We start from the raw sequence: 17,323 nt of genomic DNA, 5'->3' as shown, positions 1-17,323 counted from the left end.
TCGATGGAAAGTAATAACAAGCTAAAGCGTGGGCTGAGCACCCGGCACATCCGCTTTATGGCATTAGGTTCAGCAATTGGGACCGGGCTGTTTTACGGCTCGGCCGACGCCATCAAAATGGCGGGGCCAAGCGTGTTGCTGGCCTATATTATCGGCGGCGTAGCGGCGTATATTATTATGCGCGCGCTGGGCGAAATGTCTGTTCATAACCCGGCAGCCAGCTCCTTCTCGCGCTATGCGCAGGAAAACCTCGGACCGCTGGCAGGCTATATCACCGGCTGGACCTACTGTTTTGAAATCCTGATTGTCGCCATTGCCGACGTGACTGCCTTCGGCATATACATGGGCGTCTGGTTCCCGGCCGTACCGCACTGGATTTGGGTACTCAGCGTAGTGCTGATTATCTGCGCCATCAACCTGATGAGCGTGAAGGTGTTTGGCGAGCTGGAGTTCTGGTTCTCGTTTTTCAAAGTCGCCACCATTATCATCATGATTGTCGCCGGTTTCGGTATCATCATTTGGGGGATTGGCAACGGCGGGCAACCGACCGGTATCCATAACCTGTGGAGCAACGGCGGTTTCTTCAGCAACGGCTGGCTCGGCATGGTGATGTCGCTGCAAATGGTGATGTTCGCTTACGGCGGGATTGAGATTATCGGGATTACCGCAGGCGAAGCCAAAGACCCGGAAAAATCTATTCCGCGCGCTATCAATTCCGTACCAATGCGTATCCTGGTGTTTTATGTGGGGACGTTGTTCGTCATTATGTCTATCTACCCGTGGAACCAGGTGGGTACCGACGGTAGCCCGTTCGTTATGACGTTCCAGCATATGGGCATTACCTTTGCTGCCGGGATCCTCAACTTTGTGGTGCTGACTGCGTCGCTGTCGGCAATTAACTCTGACGTCTTCGGTGTGGGACGTATGCTACACGGCATGGCGGAGCAGGGCAGTGCCCCAAAAATGTTCGCCAAGACGTCGCGTCGTGGCGTGCCGTGGGTTACGGTGATGGTGATGACCATCGCGCTGCTGTTTGCGGTTTATCTTAACTACATCATGCCGGAAAACGTCTTCCTGGTGATCGCCTCTTTGGCAACGTTCGCCACGGTTTGGGTGTGGATTATGATCCTGCTGTCGCAGATTGCTTTCCGTCGTCGTCTGCCGCCAGAAGAGGTCAAAGCGCTGAAATTTAAAGTACCGGGTGGGGTAACGACGACCGTTGTTGGCCTGATTTTCCTGGTCTTTATCATCGCGCTTATCGGCTATCATCCGGATACCCGCATTTCGCTGTACGTCGGCTTTGCGTGGATTGTCCTGCTGCTGGTCGGCTGGGGATTCAAGCGCCGTCGCGAGCGCCAACTGGCTGAAGCACAGTAATATTTTTGCCGGGTAGCTTTGCGTTACCCGGCAATTTTCTCCTCCCCTGAACTCCTCCCCCAATAAACGTTAAGATGATGAGTGATCCTGCACTTCGCTATGGCAAGGTGACGTCATTATCATCAAAGGGGATACGTGATGTTGAACGCCTGGCACCTTCCGGTTGCCCCATTTGTTAAGCAAAACAAAGATCAACTGACGATTACATTATGGCTGGCGGGGGAAAATCCACCCCAGCGGGTGACGCTACGCGCAGAAAACGATAACGAAGAGATTTCGCTGGCTATGCACAAGCAGCGCAGCCAGCCGCAGCCGGGTGTGACCGCGTGGCGAGCGGCGATCGATCTCTCCAGCGGGCAGCCTCGTCGACGCTATAGCTTTAAATTACTTTGGCTCGATCGTCAGTTGTGGTTCACCCCACAGGGATTCAGCCGTTTTCCGCCTGCGCGTCTGGAGCAGTTTGCCGTCGATGTGCCGGATAACGGTCCGCAGTGGGTCGCTGACCAGGTCTTTTACCAAATTTTCCCGGACCGTTTTGCCCGCAGCCAGTCGCGTGAGGCGGGCCAGGATAACGTCTATTACCACCACGCGGCCGGGCACGACATCGTGCGGCGCGAATGGGACGAACCGCTTACGGCTCAGGCCGGTGGCTCCACGTTCTATGGCGGTGATTTGGACGGCATCAGCGAAAAGCTACCATACCTGAAAACGTTAGGGGTCACGGCGCTGTACCTGAATCCTGTGTTTACCGCGCCGAGTGTGCATAAATACGATACCGAAGATTACCGTCATGTTGATCCGCAATTTGGCGGCGACACGGCGCTGCTGCGCCTGCGGCACAACACCCAACAGCAGGGCATGCGCTTGATTCTGGACGGTGTTTTTAACCATAGTGGCGATTCGCACGCCTGGTTTGACCGGCATAGTAGGGGAACGGACGGGGCGTGCCATAACCCAGAATCCCCCTGGCGCGACTGGTATCATTTCTCAGCCGACGGCGTTGCGCTCGACTGGCTGGGATATTCCAGCCTGCCCAAGCTGGACTTTTCTTCGGAAAGCCTGGTAAATGAAATTTATCGCGGCGAAGACAGTATCGTCCGTCACTGGCTGAAAGCGCCGTGGAGTATGGACGGCTGGCGTCTTGATGTGGTGCACATGCTGGGAGAGGCAGGAGGCGCACGTAACAACCTACAACACGTGGCCGGCATTACGCAGGCGGCGAAAGAAACCCAGCCAGAGGCGTATGTGGTGGGTGAACATTTTGGCGATGCGCGCCAGTGGTTGCAGGCCGACGCGGAAGATGCCGCCATGAACTATCGCGGCTTTACTTTCCCTCTCTGGGGATTCCTCGCCAATACCGATATTTCATACGACCCACAATCTATTGACGCTCAGACCTGTATGGCGTGGATGGATAACTACCGCGCGGGGTTGTCGCATCAGCAGCAGTTGCGGATGTTTAATCAGCTCGACAGCCACGATACCGCCCGTTTTAAATCTCTGCTTGGTAAAGACGTTGCACGGTTACCGCTGGCGGTGGTGTGGCTGTTTACCTGGCCTGGCGTGCCCTGTATTTACTACGGCGACGAAGTGGGGCTGGATGGAAATAACGATCCTTTTTGTCGCAAACCGTTCCCGTGGCAGCCTGAAAAACAGGACGCTGACCTGCTGGCGTTGTATCAACGTCTGGCCAAATTACGTCACCAGATCCAGGCGCTACGCCACGGCGGGTGCCAGGTGATTTACGCCGAGGATAACGTGGTGGTGTTTGCACGCGTGCTAAACCGCCAGCGCGTGTTGGTGGCGATAAACCGCGGCCACGCTTGTGAAGTCGTGCTGCCAGCCTCACCGTTGCTCAATGTCAGTCAATGGCAGCACAAAGAGGGCAAAGGCCAACTCGTCGATGATATCCTGACGCTGCCCGCAATATCGGCTTCAGTCTGGATGAGTCATTGATACAAGCGCGCAATTTCCTCACTGGCCAGCAGCGCGTCTCGCCACCAGCGCTGCGCCAGTCCTTCGCTACTATTGCGCCATGCCATATAGGCGACGTCTTTTTGACGAAATGAGATAACCTTCTTTTCCACCAGTTCACCGCTGGCAATCCATGGGCTGGCAATGTGGCGGGGGAGAAATCCGCAGCCCATTCCCGCCCGCAGCAGCATCACCTTACTGTGGAAATCATCGACGCGAATTTGCGCCTGTTCATCCATCAGGTTGGTCTGTAATGGGTGGCAAAAGCGAGCGCTGTCGCTGATAACAATCGCCCGGTGCAGACACAATTGCTCATTCGTCAGGTCATCAGGCGCGCTCGCCAGCGGGTGTCCTGGGGCGACGACAAAGACATTGTCCAGCGTGCCGAGCATTTTGTAGGACCAGGCCGCTGACGTTGGTGGTTCATTAATCGCCCCCAGAATGATATCTGCTCCATTATGGGTCAGCTCCTCCCATGAACCCGCCAGCGTGTGGTGGGTGAAGTTGAGACGGGTCTGTTTATTAAGTGCATGAAATTCATCAATAATAGGTAGCAGCGCGGCAAAGGGAAAAGAATCATCGAGCGCTATTGCCAGCTCCTTTTCCCAGCCGGAACTTAGCTGTATTGCCTGCTTTTCGAGATCTTTTGCCGCACTCAGCAGTAGACGCCCTTTTTCCAGCATCATCCGTCCGGTGTCGGTGAATTTTGCCCGGTGTCCGGAACGGTCAAGCAATTCGATGTTCAGATCGCTTTCCAGCTTTTGAATCATATAGCTGAGTGCCGCAGGGGTTTTAAACAGCGATTCGGCCGCCGCAGCAAATGACCCCTGTTTGTCGAGTGCGTCGAGGATCAGCAGAACATCCAGATTGAGGCGCATAAGCAGAAAATATCCTGAAAATTAAACCTCTCTGTTTTACCGAATGGAGAAAAACAATGCCAGTGAATAAATTAGATGAGTCATGCGCATTTTTTTGATGTTGTTTAGGATATATCGCAACACAGAACGAATAGTTTCACAGGACGGTAAGTTTTCTTTAATAACTCGTTAGAAATTTCCCGCTATACTCAACAAGCTTTCTGATTCAGGATCCTGCTGCTGACGGCAGATACAGACCGTTACCTTTTAACTTATTGATTAAGAAGGTGTGCTATGTCTATTCGGGAACTGATTGACCCTCAAAACTCTACGCTAATTTTTATTGACCATCAGCCGCAAATGTCATTTGGTGTGGCGAATATTGATCGCCAGACATTGAAAAATAATACCGTTGCATTAGCCAAAACCGGGAAAATATTCAATGTTCCAGTAATTTATACTTCAGTAGAAACGAAAAGTTTTAGCGGATATATCTGGCCGGAATTGTTAGCTGTTCATCCTGATGTGAAACCGATTGAACGCACCTCGATGAACTCCTGGGAAGATGCAGCCTTTGTTAAGGCGGTAGAAGCGACCGGGCGTAAAAAACTGATTATTTCCGCGTTGTGGACCGAAGTGTGCCTGACCTTCCCGGCGCTGATGGCGCTGGAAGCGGGCTACGAAGTGTATGTGGTAACAGACACTTCAGGCGGCACGTCGGTGGATGCCCATGAACGTTCCATCGATCGCATGGTGCAGGCGGGTGCTGTACCTGTGACCTGGCAACAGGTTCTTCTTGAGTACCAGCGCGACTGGTCCCGCAAAGAAACCTACGACGCCGTTATGGATTTGGTGCGTGAACACAGCGGCGCCTACGGTATGGGTGTGGATTACGCGTATACCATGGTGCATGGCGCGCCGGAACGTAAAGCCTGAATACACGCCATCTTTCATGTTGCCTCTTTGTTGGCTTAGTTTGCGTACCCTGGTCACTGACTTATGTAAGTGACCAGGGCTACACAATCTTGCCGCCTCGATGTTTCACGAATAATTGTGTATTGCTTTCATGGCTTAAGCAGGTCAATTTCCCTTTAGCAAGGAACCTTTCATGGCGCAGAACAAACATGTGACGTTGGTAATTACTCACACCCTGCGGCCTGACCAGGCGCAGCGTTATGAGCAGTGGTTGGGGAAAATCATGCCGCTGGCCGCCGAGTTTCCCGGACATCTTGGGGCGAATGTCATTCGACCCACAGATGGACAAAACCTGTGGAACATCATCATTCGCTTCGACACCCTTGAGCATCTGTATAACTGGACTCAATCTGATACGCGCCGGGAGCTGGTTGAAGAAATTGCGCCGCTGCTGGCCGAAGGCGATAAAACAGAAGTGCGCACCGAAGCGGCCTTCTGGTTTACGCCACCAGCCCCCCATATACGTCAGCCCAAACGTTGGAAGCAGTTTTTGATAACGCTGCTGGTGATTTTCCCCAGTACCAACCTGGTGCCGTGGCTGACCGGTATTCTGCTGCCTTCAATGAAAGGCTCGTTACTCCTGCATCTGATTAATGATGCCTGTGTGGTTGCGCTGGTGGTCTGGTTGTGGATGCCCATCGTAACCCGTCTGTTTGCCGGATGGCTGAAAAAAGCCTGACCGGTTTCTCAGGAGATTGTTATGTCTCAAACTGCCACACTGATTCTGACTCACGGAAAAATTCATACTCTCGAAAAGCAAAGCCCGCAGGTAGAGGCGGTGGCGATCGCTAACGGGAAGATCCTCGCGACGGGTAGTCACGATCGGGTAATGAGCTTTGCGACCGACGGTACGCAGATTGTCGATCTGCAGGGACACACCGTGATCCCGGGTTTAAATGATTCGCACCTGCACCTCATTCGCGGTGGGTTGAACTACAACCTGGAGCTGCGCTGGGAAGGTGTCCCATCGCTCGCAGATGCGCTGCGCATGCTCAAAGAGCAAGCCGATCGGACGCCGTCTCCGCAATGGGTGCGGGTGGTCGGCGGCTGGAGCGAGTTTCAGTTTGCCGAACGGCGCATGCCAACCCTGGAAGAACTGAATGAAGCTGCTCCGGATACCCCAGTTTTTGTTCTGCATCTCTACGACCGGGCTTTGCTGAACCGCGCTGCGTTAAAAGCCGTCGGCTACACCAAAGCGACGCCGGATCCGGCGGGCGGTGAGATTGTGCGTGACAGCAACGGCAATCCAACCGGAATGTTGATAGCCAAACCGAACGCAATGATCCTCTATTCGACGCTGGCGAAAGGGCCAAAACTGCCGTTAGAGATGCAGGTTAACTCGACCCGCCAGTTTATGCGTGAACTGAACCGACTGGGGCTGACCAGCGCCATCGATGCCGGCGGCGGCTTCCAGAACTACCCGGAAGATTACGAGATCATCGAGCAACTGCACGCGAACCAGCAGATGACGGTGCGTATTGCCTACAACCTGTTTACCCAGCGTCCGAAGCAGGAAGTGGAAGACTTTGAACGTTGGACCGATATGCTCAAACCCGGGCAGGGAACCGATTTCTATCGTGCTAACGGGGCAGGGGAAATGTTGGTCTTCTCGGCGGCTGACTTCGAAGATTTCCTGCAGCCACGCCCGGATTTACCGGAAGGGATGGAAGAGGAACTGGAGCGCGTGGTGCGCCACCTGGTGGAACATCGTTGGCCGTTCCGCCTGCATGCCACCTACGATGAATCCATCAGCCGCATGCTCGACGTGTTTGAGAAGGTGAACCGTGACATCCCGTTCAATGGCCTGCACTGGTTCTTCGATCACGCCGAAACGATTACTGAACGCAACATCGAGCGGGTAAAAGCGTTGGGCGGTGGCATTGCAGTTCAGCACCGTATGGCATTCCAGGGCGAGTATTTTATCGATCGCTATGGCAAAGAGGCGGTTAAACATACGCCGCCGGTGGCGAAAATGCTGGCGGCTGATGTGCCGGTTGGCCTGGGCACCGATGCAACGCGCGTGGCAAGTTACAACCCGTGGACAGCGTTGTACTGGCTGGTATCAGGACGCACCGTTGGCGGTATGGCGATGTATGATGATAACAACCGTCTGGCGCGCGATGTGGCGCTGGAACTGTGGACAGCAGGCAGTGCCTGGTTCTCCAGCGAGCAGGGTAAGAAAGGGCGTATTGAAAAGGATCAACTGGCAGATCTGGTGGTGCTGTCAAAAGACTATTTCAGCGTGCCGGAAGAAGAGATCAAAGGCATTGAGTCGGTGATGACGATTGTCGACGGCAAGGTTGTTTATGCCGCCGGACATTTCACCCCGCTGGCACCGCCGGCCATCCCGGTTGTACCTGACTGGTCGCCGGTAGTGAAGGTGCCGGGGCACTATCGCTCAGCGCCGCCGGTTGCCGCGAAGGTTGGGGCAATGGTGCAGATGCATCAGTGCTGCGGAAGCTGTGGTGTACATGGCCATCAGCATGATATTGCGCGTAAATCAGGGATAGCGGTATCAGATGATCGGGCCTTCTGGGGGGCGCTCGGTTGTTCCTGCTTCGCGTTTTAACGGACGGGTCAGAGCCAATAAAAAAGGCCGCTTTTGCGGCCTTTTTTCGATTCATGCCAATTACAGGCTGGAAACGTTTTCAGTCAGGTATTTTGCTACGCCGTCCGGAGAGGCGTTCATACCTTCTTTACCTTTTTCCCACTGTGCCGGGCAAACGTCGCCGTGTTCTTCGTGGAACTGCAGCGCGTCAACCATACGCAGCATTTCGTCGATGTTACGACCCAGCGGCAGGTCGTTAACCACCTGGTGACGAACAACGCCGTTAGCGTCGATCAGGAAAGAACCACGCAGAGCAACGCCCGCTTCCGGGTGCTCGATGCCGTAGGCTTTCTGGATTTCGCGTTTGATGTCAGCAACCATTGCGTATTTCACTGCACCGATGCCGCCTTTGTCGACAGGGGTGTTACGCCATGCGTTGTGGACAAATTCAGAGTCAAAAGAAACGCCAACCACTTCAACGCCACGTTTCTGGAATTCTTCGTAACGCTTGTCGAATGCGATCAGTTCAGACGGGCAAACGAAGGTGAAGTCCATCGGCCAGAAGAACAGAACGGTGGTTTTACCGTTGGTATGCTGTTTGAAGTTGAAGTTATCAACAATCTCACCGCTACCCAGTACCGCAGCTGCTGTGAAATCCGGAGCCTGACGAGTTACCAGTACCATATAATTCTCCTGCAAAGTTAAGGGGTTTTTGGAACGCAACGCGGGCCAGTATAGAGAGTGTTCGGTAATAAGACAAAGAGGCGCTGGCAATCAATGAGACAGGTTTTGTCTATCAATCTTTTGCCGGATGACGGCTACTGCTTATCCGGCGCGTCATGCGGGCTACAATCAAAGGGTTTTACGCCGCGCCTGGTCCATCATTTGCGGATAAAACTGCCAGAATCGTTCTTCTAACGCATCGTAATGCGTATTGAGGTCATACCATGAGTCGCGCAGGGCATCGAGACGTGGACGGCGACTGGCCATGCCGTTGAGTACGTTCTGGATAAAATCCATGTCGCGATAGCGCTCAAGCCATTTCTCTGACCACATATAATTGTTCAGATTAATAAAGCGCGGCGGTGATTCTGGCAGAATAGTGGCAACCTGGGTGTGCGCGTAGCGCACAAAATCCGTCAGCGGGAAGTCAGGAGAAATTTCCGACCAGTGGCGCGACAGAAAATGATCCCACATGACGTCCAGTGTAATCGGTGCGACGCGACGCGTTTCGCTACGAAACCACTCCTTGGCTTCACGCACCTGTGGCAGGTTATCGGTCATTACGTCGATGCGACGGTGCATGAAGATGCCTTCCACCACGTCGGGCGAATAGTGCGTTTGGGGATTACCCCGGACAAAATCGGCCAGCAGATTGCCGGAAAGCGAGCTATCGGCAAGGTGGGCCAGATGCAAATGTGCAAGAAAATTCATATCCACTTCATCCTTCAAACTGCCTCTTTGTTAGCTGCCTTCACTCACCCCAGTCACTTACTTGAGTAAGCTCCGGGGACTCATTCAGTTGCCGCCTCGATGCATCTTGAATGATTTTGTGTATAGATTATGTCTCTTAACTTGAGGGGTAAAGGTTGCAGGGAGAACGCCCCGGCACTAGACTACCCGCCTCTTATTTTAGTCTGAGTCAGTGTCATGCGCGTTACCGATTTCACCTTTGAATTACCCGAATCCCTGATTGCCCACTATCCGCAAGCTGAGCGCAGCAGTTGCCGCTTGCTGTCACTGGATGGGCCGACGGGCGCGCTGACGCACGGTACTTTCACTGATTTGCTCGATAAGCTCAACCCTGGAGATCTGCTGGTCTTTAATAATACCCGCGTGATCCCGGCTCGTCTGTTTGGCCGTAAAGCCAGTGGCGGCAAGATTGAAGTGCTGGCCGAGCGTATGCTGGATGACAAACGTATTCTGGCGCATATTCGTGCTTCAAAAGCGCCGAAGCCGGGCGCAGAGCTGCTGCTGGGCGATGACGAAAGCATTAAAGCAACGATGGTGGCGCGCCATGACGCGCTGTTTGAAGTTGAGTTTAACGACGAACGCAGTGTGCTGGATATTCTGAACGCCATCGGCCACATGCCGCTGCCGCCATATATCGATCGTCCGGATGAAGACGCCGACCGCGAGCTGTACCAGACCGTGTACAGCGAAAAACCGGGCGCGGTCGCCGCGCCGACCGCCGGTCTGCACTTTGACGAACCACTGTTGGCAAAACTGCGTGATAAAGGCATTGAGATGGCGTTCGTTACCCTGCACGTTGGAGCGGGTACTTTCCAGCCGGTGCGCGTAGACACCATCGAAGATCACATTATGCACTCCGAATATGCGGAAGTGCCGCAGGATGTGGTGGACGCGGTGCTGACGGCGAAAGCGCGCGGTAACCGCGTGATTGCGGTGGGCACCACCTCCGTACGTTCACTGGAAAGTGCGGCGCAGGCGGCCAAAAACGATCTAATCGAGCCGTTCTTCGGCGATACACAAATCTTTATTTATCCAGGCTATAAATATCAGGTGATTGATGCTCTGGTCACCAACTTCCACCTGCCGGAATCGACACTGATTATGCTGGTTTCCGCATTTGCTGGTTATAAAAACACCATGCACGCCTATCATGAAGCGGTAAAAGCGGAATATCGCTTTTTTAGTTACGGTGATGCAATGTTTATCACGTACAATCCGCAGGCTATTTCTGAGCGTGTCGGGGAATAAGTTTCCGGCATGAGTGTTTAAAACGTCGGACTGTTTTTCTGACGCAGGAGTGAAGATGAAATTTGAACTGGACACCACAGACGGTCGCGCTCGCCGCGGCCGCCTGGTTTTTGATCGTGGCGTAGTGGAAACGCCTGCTTTTATGCCGGTCGGTACTTACGGCACAGTAAAAGGTATGACGCCGGAAGAAGTTGAAGCGACCGGCGCACAGATCATCCTCGGCAACACTTTCCACCTGTGGCTGCGCCCGGGTCAGGAAATCATGAAGCTGCACGGCGATCTGCACGATTTTATGCAGTGGAAAGGCCCAATCCTCACCGATTCTGGTGGCTTCCAGGTATTCAGTCTGGGCGACATCCGTAAGATAACTGAGCAAGGCGTGCATTTCCGTAACCCGATCAACGGCGATCCAATTTTCCTCGATCCTGAGAAGTCGATGGAGATTCAATACGATCTCGGTTCCGATATCGTGATGATCTTCGACGAATGTACGCCGTATCCTGCCGACTGGGACTATGCTAAACGCTCGATGGAGATGTCTTTGCGTTGGGCGAAGCGTAGTCGCGACCGTTTTGATAGCCTCGGCAACAAAAATGCGCTTTTTGGCATCATTCAGGGCAGTGTTTACGAAGATTTACGTGATATCTCCGTCAAAGGTCTGGTAGATATCGGCTTTGATGGCTACGCTGTCGGCGGTTTGGCTGTTGGTGAACCGAAGGAAGATATGCACCGCATTCTGGAGCATGTTTGCCCGCAGATTCCGGCTGATAAACCGCGTTACCTGATGGGCGTCGGTAAACCAGAAGATCTGGTTGAAGGTGTGCGTCGCGGTATCGATATGTTTGACTGTGTGATGCCAACGCGAAATGCCCGTAATGGTCATTTGTTTGTGACTGACGGCGTGGTAAAAATTCGTAACGCGAAACATAAAAGCGACACCAGTCCGCTCGATGCTGAGTGTGATTGCTACACCTGTCGCAATTATTCGCGCGCATACTTGCATCATCTTGACCGTTGCAACGAAATATTGGGCGCGCGACTCAACACGATTCATAACCTTCGCTACTACCAGCGTTTGATGGCGGGTTTACGCAAGGCTATTGAAGAGGGTAAATTAGAGAGCTTCGTGACCGATTTTTACCAACGTCAGGGTAGACCAGTTCCACCTGTGAACGTTGATTAATTTTAATAATGAGGGAATTTGAATGAGCTTTTTTATTTCTGATGCGGTAGCGGCAACAGGTGCTCCGGCGCAGGGCAGCCCGATGTCTCTGATTCTGATGCTGGTGGTGTTTGGTCTGATTTTCTACTTCATGATCCTGCGCCCACAGCAAAAGCGTACCAAAGAACACAAAAACCTGATGAACTCCATTGCGAAAGGCGATGAAGTGCTGACCAACGGTGGTCTGGTGGGTCGCGTGACCAAAGTAGCAGAATCTGGCTACATCGCTATCGCGCTGAACGACACCACTGAAGTGGTTATTAAACGTGATTTCGTAGCTGCCGTTCTGCCGAAAGGCACCATGAAGGCGCTGTAATTTATTGTTTTCCCAAAGGGAACTGCCGTGTTAAACCGTTATCCTTTGTGGAAGTATGTCATGCTGATCGTCGTTATTGTCGTCGGTCTGCTCTATGCGCTTCCCAACCTGTATGGTGAGGATCCGGCTGTTCAAATCACTGGCGTGCGCGGTGCCGCCGCCAGTGAGCAAACGCTGATCCAGGTCCAGAAAACGTTACAAGAAGATAAAATCACACCTAAGTCTGTGGCTCTGGAAGAGGGTGCTATTCTCGCGCGCTTCGACTCCACTGATACCCAACTGCGCGCACGTGAAGTATTAATGGGCGTACTGGGCGATCAGTACGTCGTGGCGCTTAACCTTGCTCCGGCAACCCCGCGTTGGCTGGCAGCCATTCACGCAGAACCGATGAAACTCGGTCTTGACCTGCGTGGTGGCGTTCACTTCCTGATGGAAGTGGATATGGACACCGCGTTGAGTAAGTTGCAGGAACAAAATATTGATAGCCTGCGCAGCGATCTGCGTGAAAAAGGCATTCCTTATACTACCGTTCGCAAAGAAGATAACTACGGTCTGAGCATCACCTTCCGTGATAGCAGCGCCCGTGATGAAGCTATCTCTTACCTGAGCAAGCGTCACCAGGATCTGGTTATTTCCAGCCTGGGCAGCAATGCACTGCGTGCGGTAATGACCGATGCGCGTCTGAGCGAAGCCCGTGAATACGCGGTACAGCAGAACATCAACATTCTGCGTAACCGTGTTAACCAACTGGGTGTTGCTGAGCCGGTGGTACAACGTCAGGGTGCTGACCGCATCGTGGTCGAACTGCCGGGTATTCAGGATACCGCGCGGGCGAAAGAAATTCTGGGCGCAACCGCGACGCTGGAGTTCCGTCTGGTAAACACCAACGTTGACCAGTCCGCTGCGGCATCCGGGCGTGTACCGGGTGATTCGGAAGTGAAACAGTCTCGTGAAGGCCAGCCTGTTGTGCTGTACAAGCGCGTGATCCTGACCGGTGACCATATCACCGATTCTACTTCCAGCCAGGACGAATACAATCAGCCGCAGGTTAACATCTCGCTGGATAGCGCGGGTGGTAACATTATGTCCAACTTCACCAAGGACAACATCGGTAAGCCGATGGCGACCCTGTTCGTGGAGTACAAAGACAGCGGTAAGAAAGATGCTAACGGTCGTGCAGTATTGGTGAAACAGGAAGAGGTGATTAACATTGCCAACATCCAGTCTCGCCTGGGTAACAGCTTCCGTATCACAGGTATCAACAACCCGAACGAAGCGCGTCAGCTTTCTCTGCTGTTACGTGCCGGTGCGTTGATTGCGCCGATTCAGATTGTGGAAGAACGTACCATCGGCCCAACCCTGGGTATGCAGAACATTAAACAGGGTCTGGAAGCGTGTCTGGCCGGTCTGGTGGTGTCTATCCTGTTCATGATCTTCTTCTATAAGAAGTTCGGTCTGATTGCGACCAGTGCGCTGATTGCTAACCTGGTGCTGATTGTCGGTATTATGTCGCTGCTGCCGGGCGCTACGCTGAGTATGCCGGGGATTGCGGGGATCGTCTTAACCCTTGCCGTCGCGGTCGATGCGAACGTACTGATCAACGAACGTATCAAAGAAGAGTTGAGTAACGGGCGTTCGGTGCAGCAGGCCATCAACGAAGGTTATGCGGGCGCATTTAGCTCCATCTTTGATGCGAACATTACGACGCTGATCAAGGTCATCATCCTGTACGCAGTTGGCACCGGGGCAATTAAAGGGTTCGCGATTACTACCGGTATTGGTGTGGCGACGTCGATGTTTACCGCGATTGTCGGTACACGTGCCATCGTAAACCTGTTGTATGGCGGCAAGCGCGTCAAAAAGCTGTCAATCTGAGGAGTGCGAAGTGGCACAGGAATATACTGTTGAACAATTAAACCACGGCCGTAAAGTCTGGGACTTTATGCGCTGGGACTACTGGGCTTTCGGCATTTCAGGTTTCCTGCTGATTGCGGCCATCGTGGTGATGGGCGTACGCGGGTTTAACTGGGGTCTCGATTTCACCGGTGGTACGGTTATTGAAATCACGCTGGAAAAACCGGCCGATATGGACGTGATGCGCGATGCGCTGGAGAAAGCGGGCTTTGTTGATCCGCTTCTGCAGAACTTCGGCAGCAGCCACGACATTATGGTACGTATGCCGCCAACTGAAGGTGCAGACGGCGGTCAGGTGCTGGGCAGCAAAGTGTTGAGTGTGATTAACGAATCCACCAACCAAAACGCCGCGGTGAAGCGAATTGAATTCGTGGGTCCGAGCGTGGGTGCTGATCTGGCGCAAACCGGTGCGATGGCGCTGATGGCGGCACTGATCTCCATCCTGGTGTACGTCGGTTTCCGCTTTGAGTGGCGACTGGCGGCGGGGGTGGTTATCGCTCTGGCGCACGACGTGATTATCACACTTGGGATCCTGTCGTTGTTCCATATTGAGATTGACCTGACTATCGTCGCATCACTGATGTCGGTAATCGGTTACTCGCTGAACGACAGTATCGTTGTATCTGACCGTATTCGTGAAAACTTCCGCAAGATTCGTCGCGGTACGCCTTACGAAATCTTTAACGTGTCCCTGACTCAAACGCTGCACCGTACGTTGATTACGTCCGGTACGACGTTGATGGTTATTCTGATGCTGTTCCTGTTCGGTGGTCCGGTACTGGAAGGCTTCTCGCTGACGATGCTGATCGGTGTGTCCATCGGTACCGCATCCTCTATCTACGTGGCATCGGCGCTGGCGCTGAAGCTGGGTATGAAGCGTGAGCACATGCTGCAGCAGAAGGTCGAGAAAGAAGGGGCGGATCAGCCGTCAATTTTGCCTTAACCCATCAAGAGTGGAAATACTGGAATCCCGATCGCAAGGTCGGGATTTTTTTTGCCTGTGAATTAGCGACAGGCAATTATCTTTTCCTGTCGCCACACTACTGACAGTATGCTGTCAGTAGCACTGTCTTATAGTCCTTCTGACACCACCCACACAGGCAGGAGGAAGTATGAACAACGTCATTAACTGGTTTGAAATCCCCGTGGCACAAATGGATCGCGCCATTGCATTTTATGAGCCGGTGATGCAGGTTTCTTTGCGTCGGGAGAATATGGACTGCGCTGAGCTCGCCGTATTTCCGCATCAGGATCCCGCTCCTGGCGGTGCACTGGCTAAATTTGACGGTATTACGCCTTCAGCGCAGGGCGCTATTATTTACCTGCATACGGACGATTTGGCTGCAACGCTTGAACGCGTCGCCACCGCTGGCGGCCAGTGCGTGTTTGGCCCGCTTGAACTGGGGCAAGACATTGGCACGATTGCGCTGTTTACTGACAGCGAAGGCAATCGCGTTGGTTTACATCAACCCGCGTAATTTTTTCAGGACTGACGATTAATATGACCAGACGCGCCGACCGCTTGTTTCAGATTGTACAAATCCTACGTGGCAGGCGAGTGACAACGGCGGCGCTGCTGGCAGAACGTCTGGAGGTGTCTGAACGGACGATTTATCGCGATATCCGCGATCTCTCTTTATCCGGCGTGCCCATTGAAGGCGAAGTGGGTAGTGGATACCGCTTAATGGCGGGGTTTGATCTGCCGCCGTTGATGCTAACCCAGCACGAATCAGAAGCGTTGATGGTAGCGATTCGGTTGCTGAAAACATGGGGCGGGGATTCACTCTCACAGGCGCTGGAATCAGCACAGGAAAAAGTGTTGGCGATATTACCGCCAGAGAGTCGGCGCAGAGCCGAGCAAACGCGGATTTTCGCACCTGATTTTGGTAATCAGCCGCATTCACGCAGTGCGTTCGATCTCATTCATCGCGCGGTTTCGGCGCAGCAGGCGCTGGCGCTGCATTATCGCGATGAGTCCGGGAATCTCTCCTGGCGCGACGTTCAGCCGCTGGGATTATTTTTCTGGGGCGAGCACTGGCTGCTCGTTGCCTGGTGTGAAAAACGTGACGATTATCGCTGTTTTCGCGTTGATCGTTGTCTGAAGATCACGCCGCTTAACAGGTATTTTCGCGAATCAGCGGATCGATCGCTAAGTGACTTTTTACGTAAAGTACGCTGTGAAGACCGGCCATAAAAAAGCCAGCGGTTAAGCTGGCTTGTCTGCGATAGATTGGCTGGATTAGAAGTTGTAACCAACAACCAGGTAACCACCCCAACCGGTAGATTTCGCGCTGAAATCGCCTTCGCCCCAGTTCAGAGTGTCGCCACCTTTCCACTGGCCGCCGTTGTGGAAGTAACGCGCCACTACGGAGTAGTGCCAGTGATCGTAGTTCAGCGCCAGAACGTGGCTGGAAGCGATAGAGTTGCTGGTGCGGTTCGGATCGTCACCCAAATCTGAGCCCCAGTCGAAGTTGGTGAAGCCGATGTAGGTCAACTGGCCTCCCCATACCTGGGTGATCGGCACAAAGTATTTCACTTTGAAACGGTAGCCATCCCACTCGTTTTCGTTGGATGCGCCATAGTTCTGCCACTGGTATTTAGCATACACGTTCAGAGACAGACCCATCGGCAGACCGGTATCGATATCGGTACCCAGACCCATATACCAGGTGCTCTGGCGGCTGGCTTTGTTATCACCCATATCGTAGATGTAGTTGTTGGCGAAATACCATTCTTTGAACGGACCGAAGCTCAGGTCAGCGCCGGTCAGCTTGTCGATGGAGAAACGCGGTTCGATTTCCATAAACAGCGGGGAACCGTCAGACCAGATACCTTTATCGTTGCCGTTACCCCAGTCGAAGGTTTTAGGAATATCGATGTAGCCATAGAAGTCAAACCAGTCTTTTTTGGCAAACGCTTCATATTCCAGATACACGTCGTTGTTCAGTTTCGGGGAGAAACGGGTGTGGTAGCTACCCACCACGTTGACGCTCTGGTGCCACCAGTCGGACAGATATTGCGGTTTGTCATTTTCTGCCGCGTTGGCAGTAAAAGACGAGGAGAGCGCCAGCACTGCACCGGCTGCAAGTAATGTTTTTTTCATATGTATGCCACTGTTTGAAATCCCTTTCGGGATAGAAAAATGCGCAATTTGCGTTTCTATACACTTCATCCTTCAAGCCGCCTCTTTGTTGGCTGCCTTTGCTCACCCCTGTCACTTACTGATGTAAGCTCCAGGGATTCACGCAGTTGCCGCCTTGATACGTCTTGCATGATTTTGTGTAGAAATATTTCGTGTTTCTTCGGTGCCTATTATAAAAATCATTGTTCACAAAAATATGTTTTGTTTCACAGTTCTATCATTTGCGTAATCGATTGCGTTCACGTTTGCGTACTTTAGGCGGCGAATTGTACTGGCT

General features: G+C 53.0%; 16 protein-coding genes. 12 read left to right on the top strand and 4 right to left on the bottom strand.

Annotation, left to right across the window (positions count from 1 at the left end; genetic code table 11):
* The first annotated feature begins 3 nt into the window (after window positions 1-3).
* Together proY and malZ are read left to right on the top strand one after the other, a co-directional pair.
* Entirely contained in the window at window positions 4-1,377 is a 1,374-nt protein-coding gene (proY, locus tag G8S19_RS17125; protein ID WP_003021504.1) for a proline-specific permease ProY, read from the top strand.
* A 138-nt stretch (window positions 1,378-1,515) separates the two neighbouring features.
* Window positions 1,516-3,333, top strand: coding sequence for a maltodextrin glucosidase (malZ, locus tag G8S19_RS17120; RefSeq protein ID WP_124021491.1), 1,818 nt, complete (start codon window positions 1,516-1,518; stop codon window positions 3,331-3,333).
* Here malZ and G8S19_RS17115 read toward each other — a convergent pair.
* Window positions 3,327-4,229, bottom strand: a complete 903-nt coding sequence (locus G8S19_RS17115) for a LysR family transcriptional regulator (protein ID WP_101741810.1) — start codon at window positions 4,227-4,229, stop codon at window positions 3,327-3,329. The genes malZ and G8S19_RS17115 overlap by 7 nt on opposite strands.
* A gap of 273 nt (window positions 4,230-4,502) precedes the next feature.
* Here G8S19_RS17115 and G8S19_RS17110 point away from each other — a divergent pair, with 273 nt between their 5' ends.
* The 3 genes from G8S19_RS17110 to G8S19_RS17100 all read left to right on the top strand — a co-directional run bounded on the left by G8S19_RS17110 (window position 4,503) and on the right by G8S19_RS17100 (window position 7,752).
* Window positions 4,503-5,144 (top strand): hydrolase, encoded by a 642-nt coding sequence (locus G8S19_RS17110; RefSeq protein WP_048212446.1) that lies wholly within the window; start codon window positions 4,503-4,505, stop codon window positions 5,142-5,144.
* A gap of 172 nt (window positions 5,145-5,316) precedes the next feature.
* A complete protein-coding gene (locus G8S19_RS17105) occupies window positions 5,317-5,862 on the top strand; it encodes an antibiotic biosynthesis monooxygenase (protein WP_121584286.1) in 546 nt (181 codons plus the stop codon).
* Between the two features lie 21 nt (window positions 5,863-5,883).
* On the top strand, window positions 5,884-7,752 hold the full coding sequence (locus tag G8S19_RS17100; RefSeq protein WP_101741808.1) for an amidohydrolase: 1,869 nt from the start codon (window positions 5,884-5,886) through the stop codon (window positions 7,750-7,752).
* A 60-nt stretch (window positions 7,753-7,812) separates the two neighbouring features.
* Here the strand turns inward: G8S19_RS17100 and G8S19_RS17095 are convergent, their stop codons facing one another.
* Entirely contained in the window at window positions 7,813-8,415 is a 603-nt protein-coding gene (locus G8S19_RS17095; RefSeq protein WP_048212444.1) for a peroxiredoxin, read from the bottom strand.
* 168 nt (window positions 8,416-8,583) lie between these two features.
* Window positions 8,584-9,165: an ACP phosphodiesterase gene (gene acpH, locus G8S19_RS17090; protein WP_048212443.1), complete on the bottom strand. Its 582-nt coding sequence runs from the start codon at window positions 9,163-9,165 to the stop codon at window positions 8,584-8,586.
* A gap of 216 nt (window positions 9,166-9,381) precedes the next feature.
* On the opposite strand from acpH, the gene queA reads away from it, so the two are divergent.
* The 7 genes from queA to G8S19_RS17055 all read left to right on the top strand — a co-directional run bounded on the left by queA (window position 9,382) and on the right by G8S19_RS17055 (window position 16,098).
* Window positions 9,382-10,452 carry a tRNA preQ1(34) S-adenosylmethionine ribosyltransferase-isomerase QueA gene (gene queA, locus G8S19_RS17085; protein ID WP_124021493.1) on the top strand — a complete coding sequence of 357 codons (1,071 nt, stop codon included), beginning with the start codon at window positions 9,382-9,384 and terminating at the stop codon, window positions 10,450-10,452.
* Between the two features lie 55 nt (window positions 10,453-10,507).
* Window positions 10,508-11,635, top strand: coding sequence for a tRNA guanosine(34) transglycosylase Tgt (gene tgt / locus G8S19_RS17080; protein WP_003021535.1), 1,128 nt, complete (start codon window positions 10,508-10,510; stop codon window positions 11,633-11,635).
* 22 nt (window positions 11,636-11,657) lie between these two features.
* Window positions 11,658-11,990 (top strand): preprotein translocase subunit YajC, encoded by a 333-nt coding sequence (gene yajC, locus G8S19_RS17075; RefSeq protein ID WP_003021544.1) that lies wholly within the window; start codon window positions 11,658-11,660, stop codon window positions 11,988-11,990.
* A 27-nt stretch (window positions 11,991-12,017) separates the two neighbouring features.
* Window positions 12,018-13,865 (top strand): protein translocase subunit SecD, encoded by a 1,848-nt coding sequence (secD, locus tag G8S19_RS17070; protein WP_124021494.1) that lies wholly within the window; start codon window positions 12,018-12,020, stop codon window positions 13,863-13,865.
* 10 nt (window positions 13,866-13,875) lie between these two features.
* The gene (secF, locus tag G8S19_RS17065; RefSeq protein ID WP_003021550.1) at window positions 13,876-14,847 is read left to right on the top strand and encodes a protein translocase subunit SecF; all 972 of its coding nucleotides are present in this window, start codon (window positions 13,876-13,878) and stop codon (window positions 14,845-14,847) included.
* A 169-nt stretch (window positions 14,848-15,016) separates the two neighbouring features.
* Window positions 15,017-15,382 (top strand): VOC family protein, encoded by a 366-nt coding sequence (locus G8S19_RS17060; protein ID WP_101741807.1) that lies wholly within the window; start codon window positions 15,017-15,019, stop codon window positions 15,380-15,382.
* 23 nt (window positions 15,383-15,405) lie between these two features.
* The gene (locus G8S19_RS17055) at window positions 15,406-16,098 is read left to right on the top strand and encodes a YafY family protein (RefSeq protein ID WP_121584290.1); all 693 of its coding nucleotides are present in this window, start codon (window positions 15,406-15,408) and stop codon (window positions 16,096-16,098) included.
* Between the two features lie 45 nt (window positions 16,099-16,143).
* Here G8S19_RS17055 and G8S19_RS17050 read toward each other — a convergent pair whose 3' ends face one another.
* Entirely contained in the window at window positions 16,144-17,007 is an 864-nt protein-coding gene (locus G8S19_RS17050; protein WP_003021561.1) for a nucleoside-specific channel-forming protein Tsx, read from the bottom strand.
* Window positions 17,008-17,323 lie beyond the last annotated feature (316 nt).

The organism is Citrobacter sp. SX206 (genome assembly GCF_024181025.1).
In the GTDB taxonomy this organism is placed as follows: Bacteria; Pseudomonadota; Gammaproteobacteria; order Enterobacterales; family Enterobacteriaceae; genus Citrobacter; species Citrobacter youngae.
The sequence above is the reverse complement of the archived record's forward strand: the minus strand, read 5'-3'. Positions and strand labels throughout refer to the sequence as shown.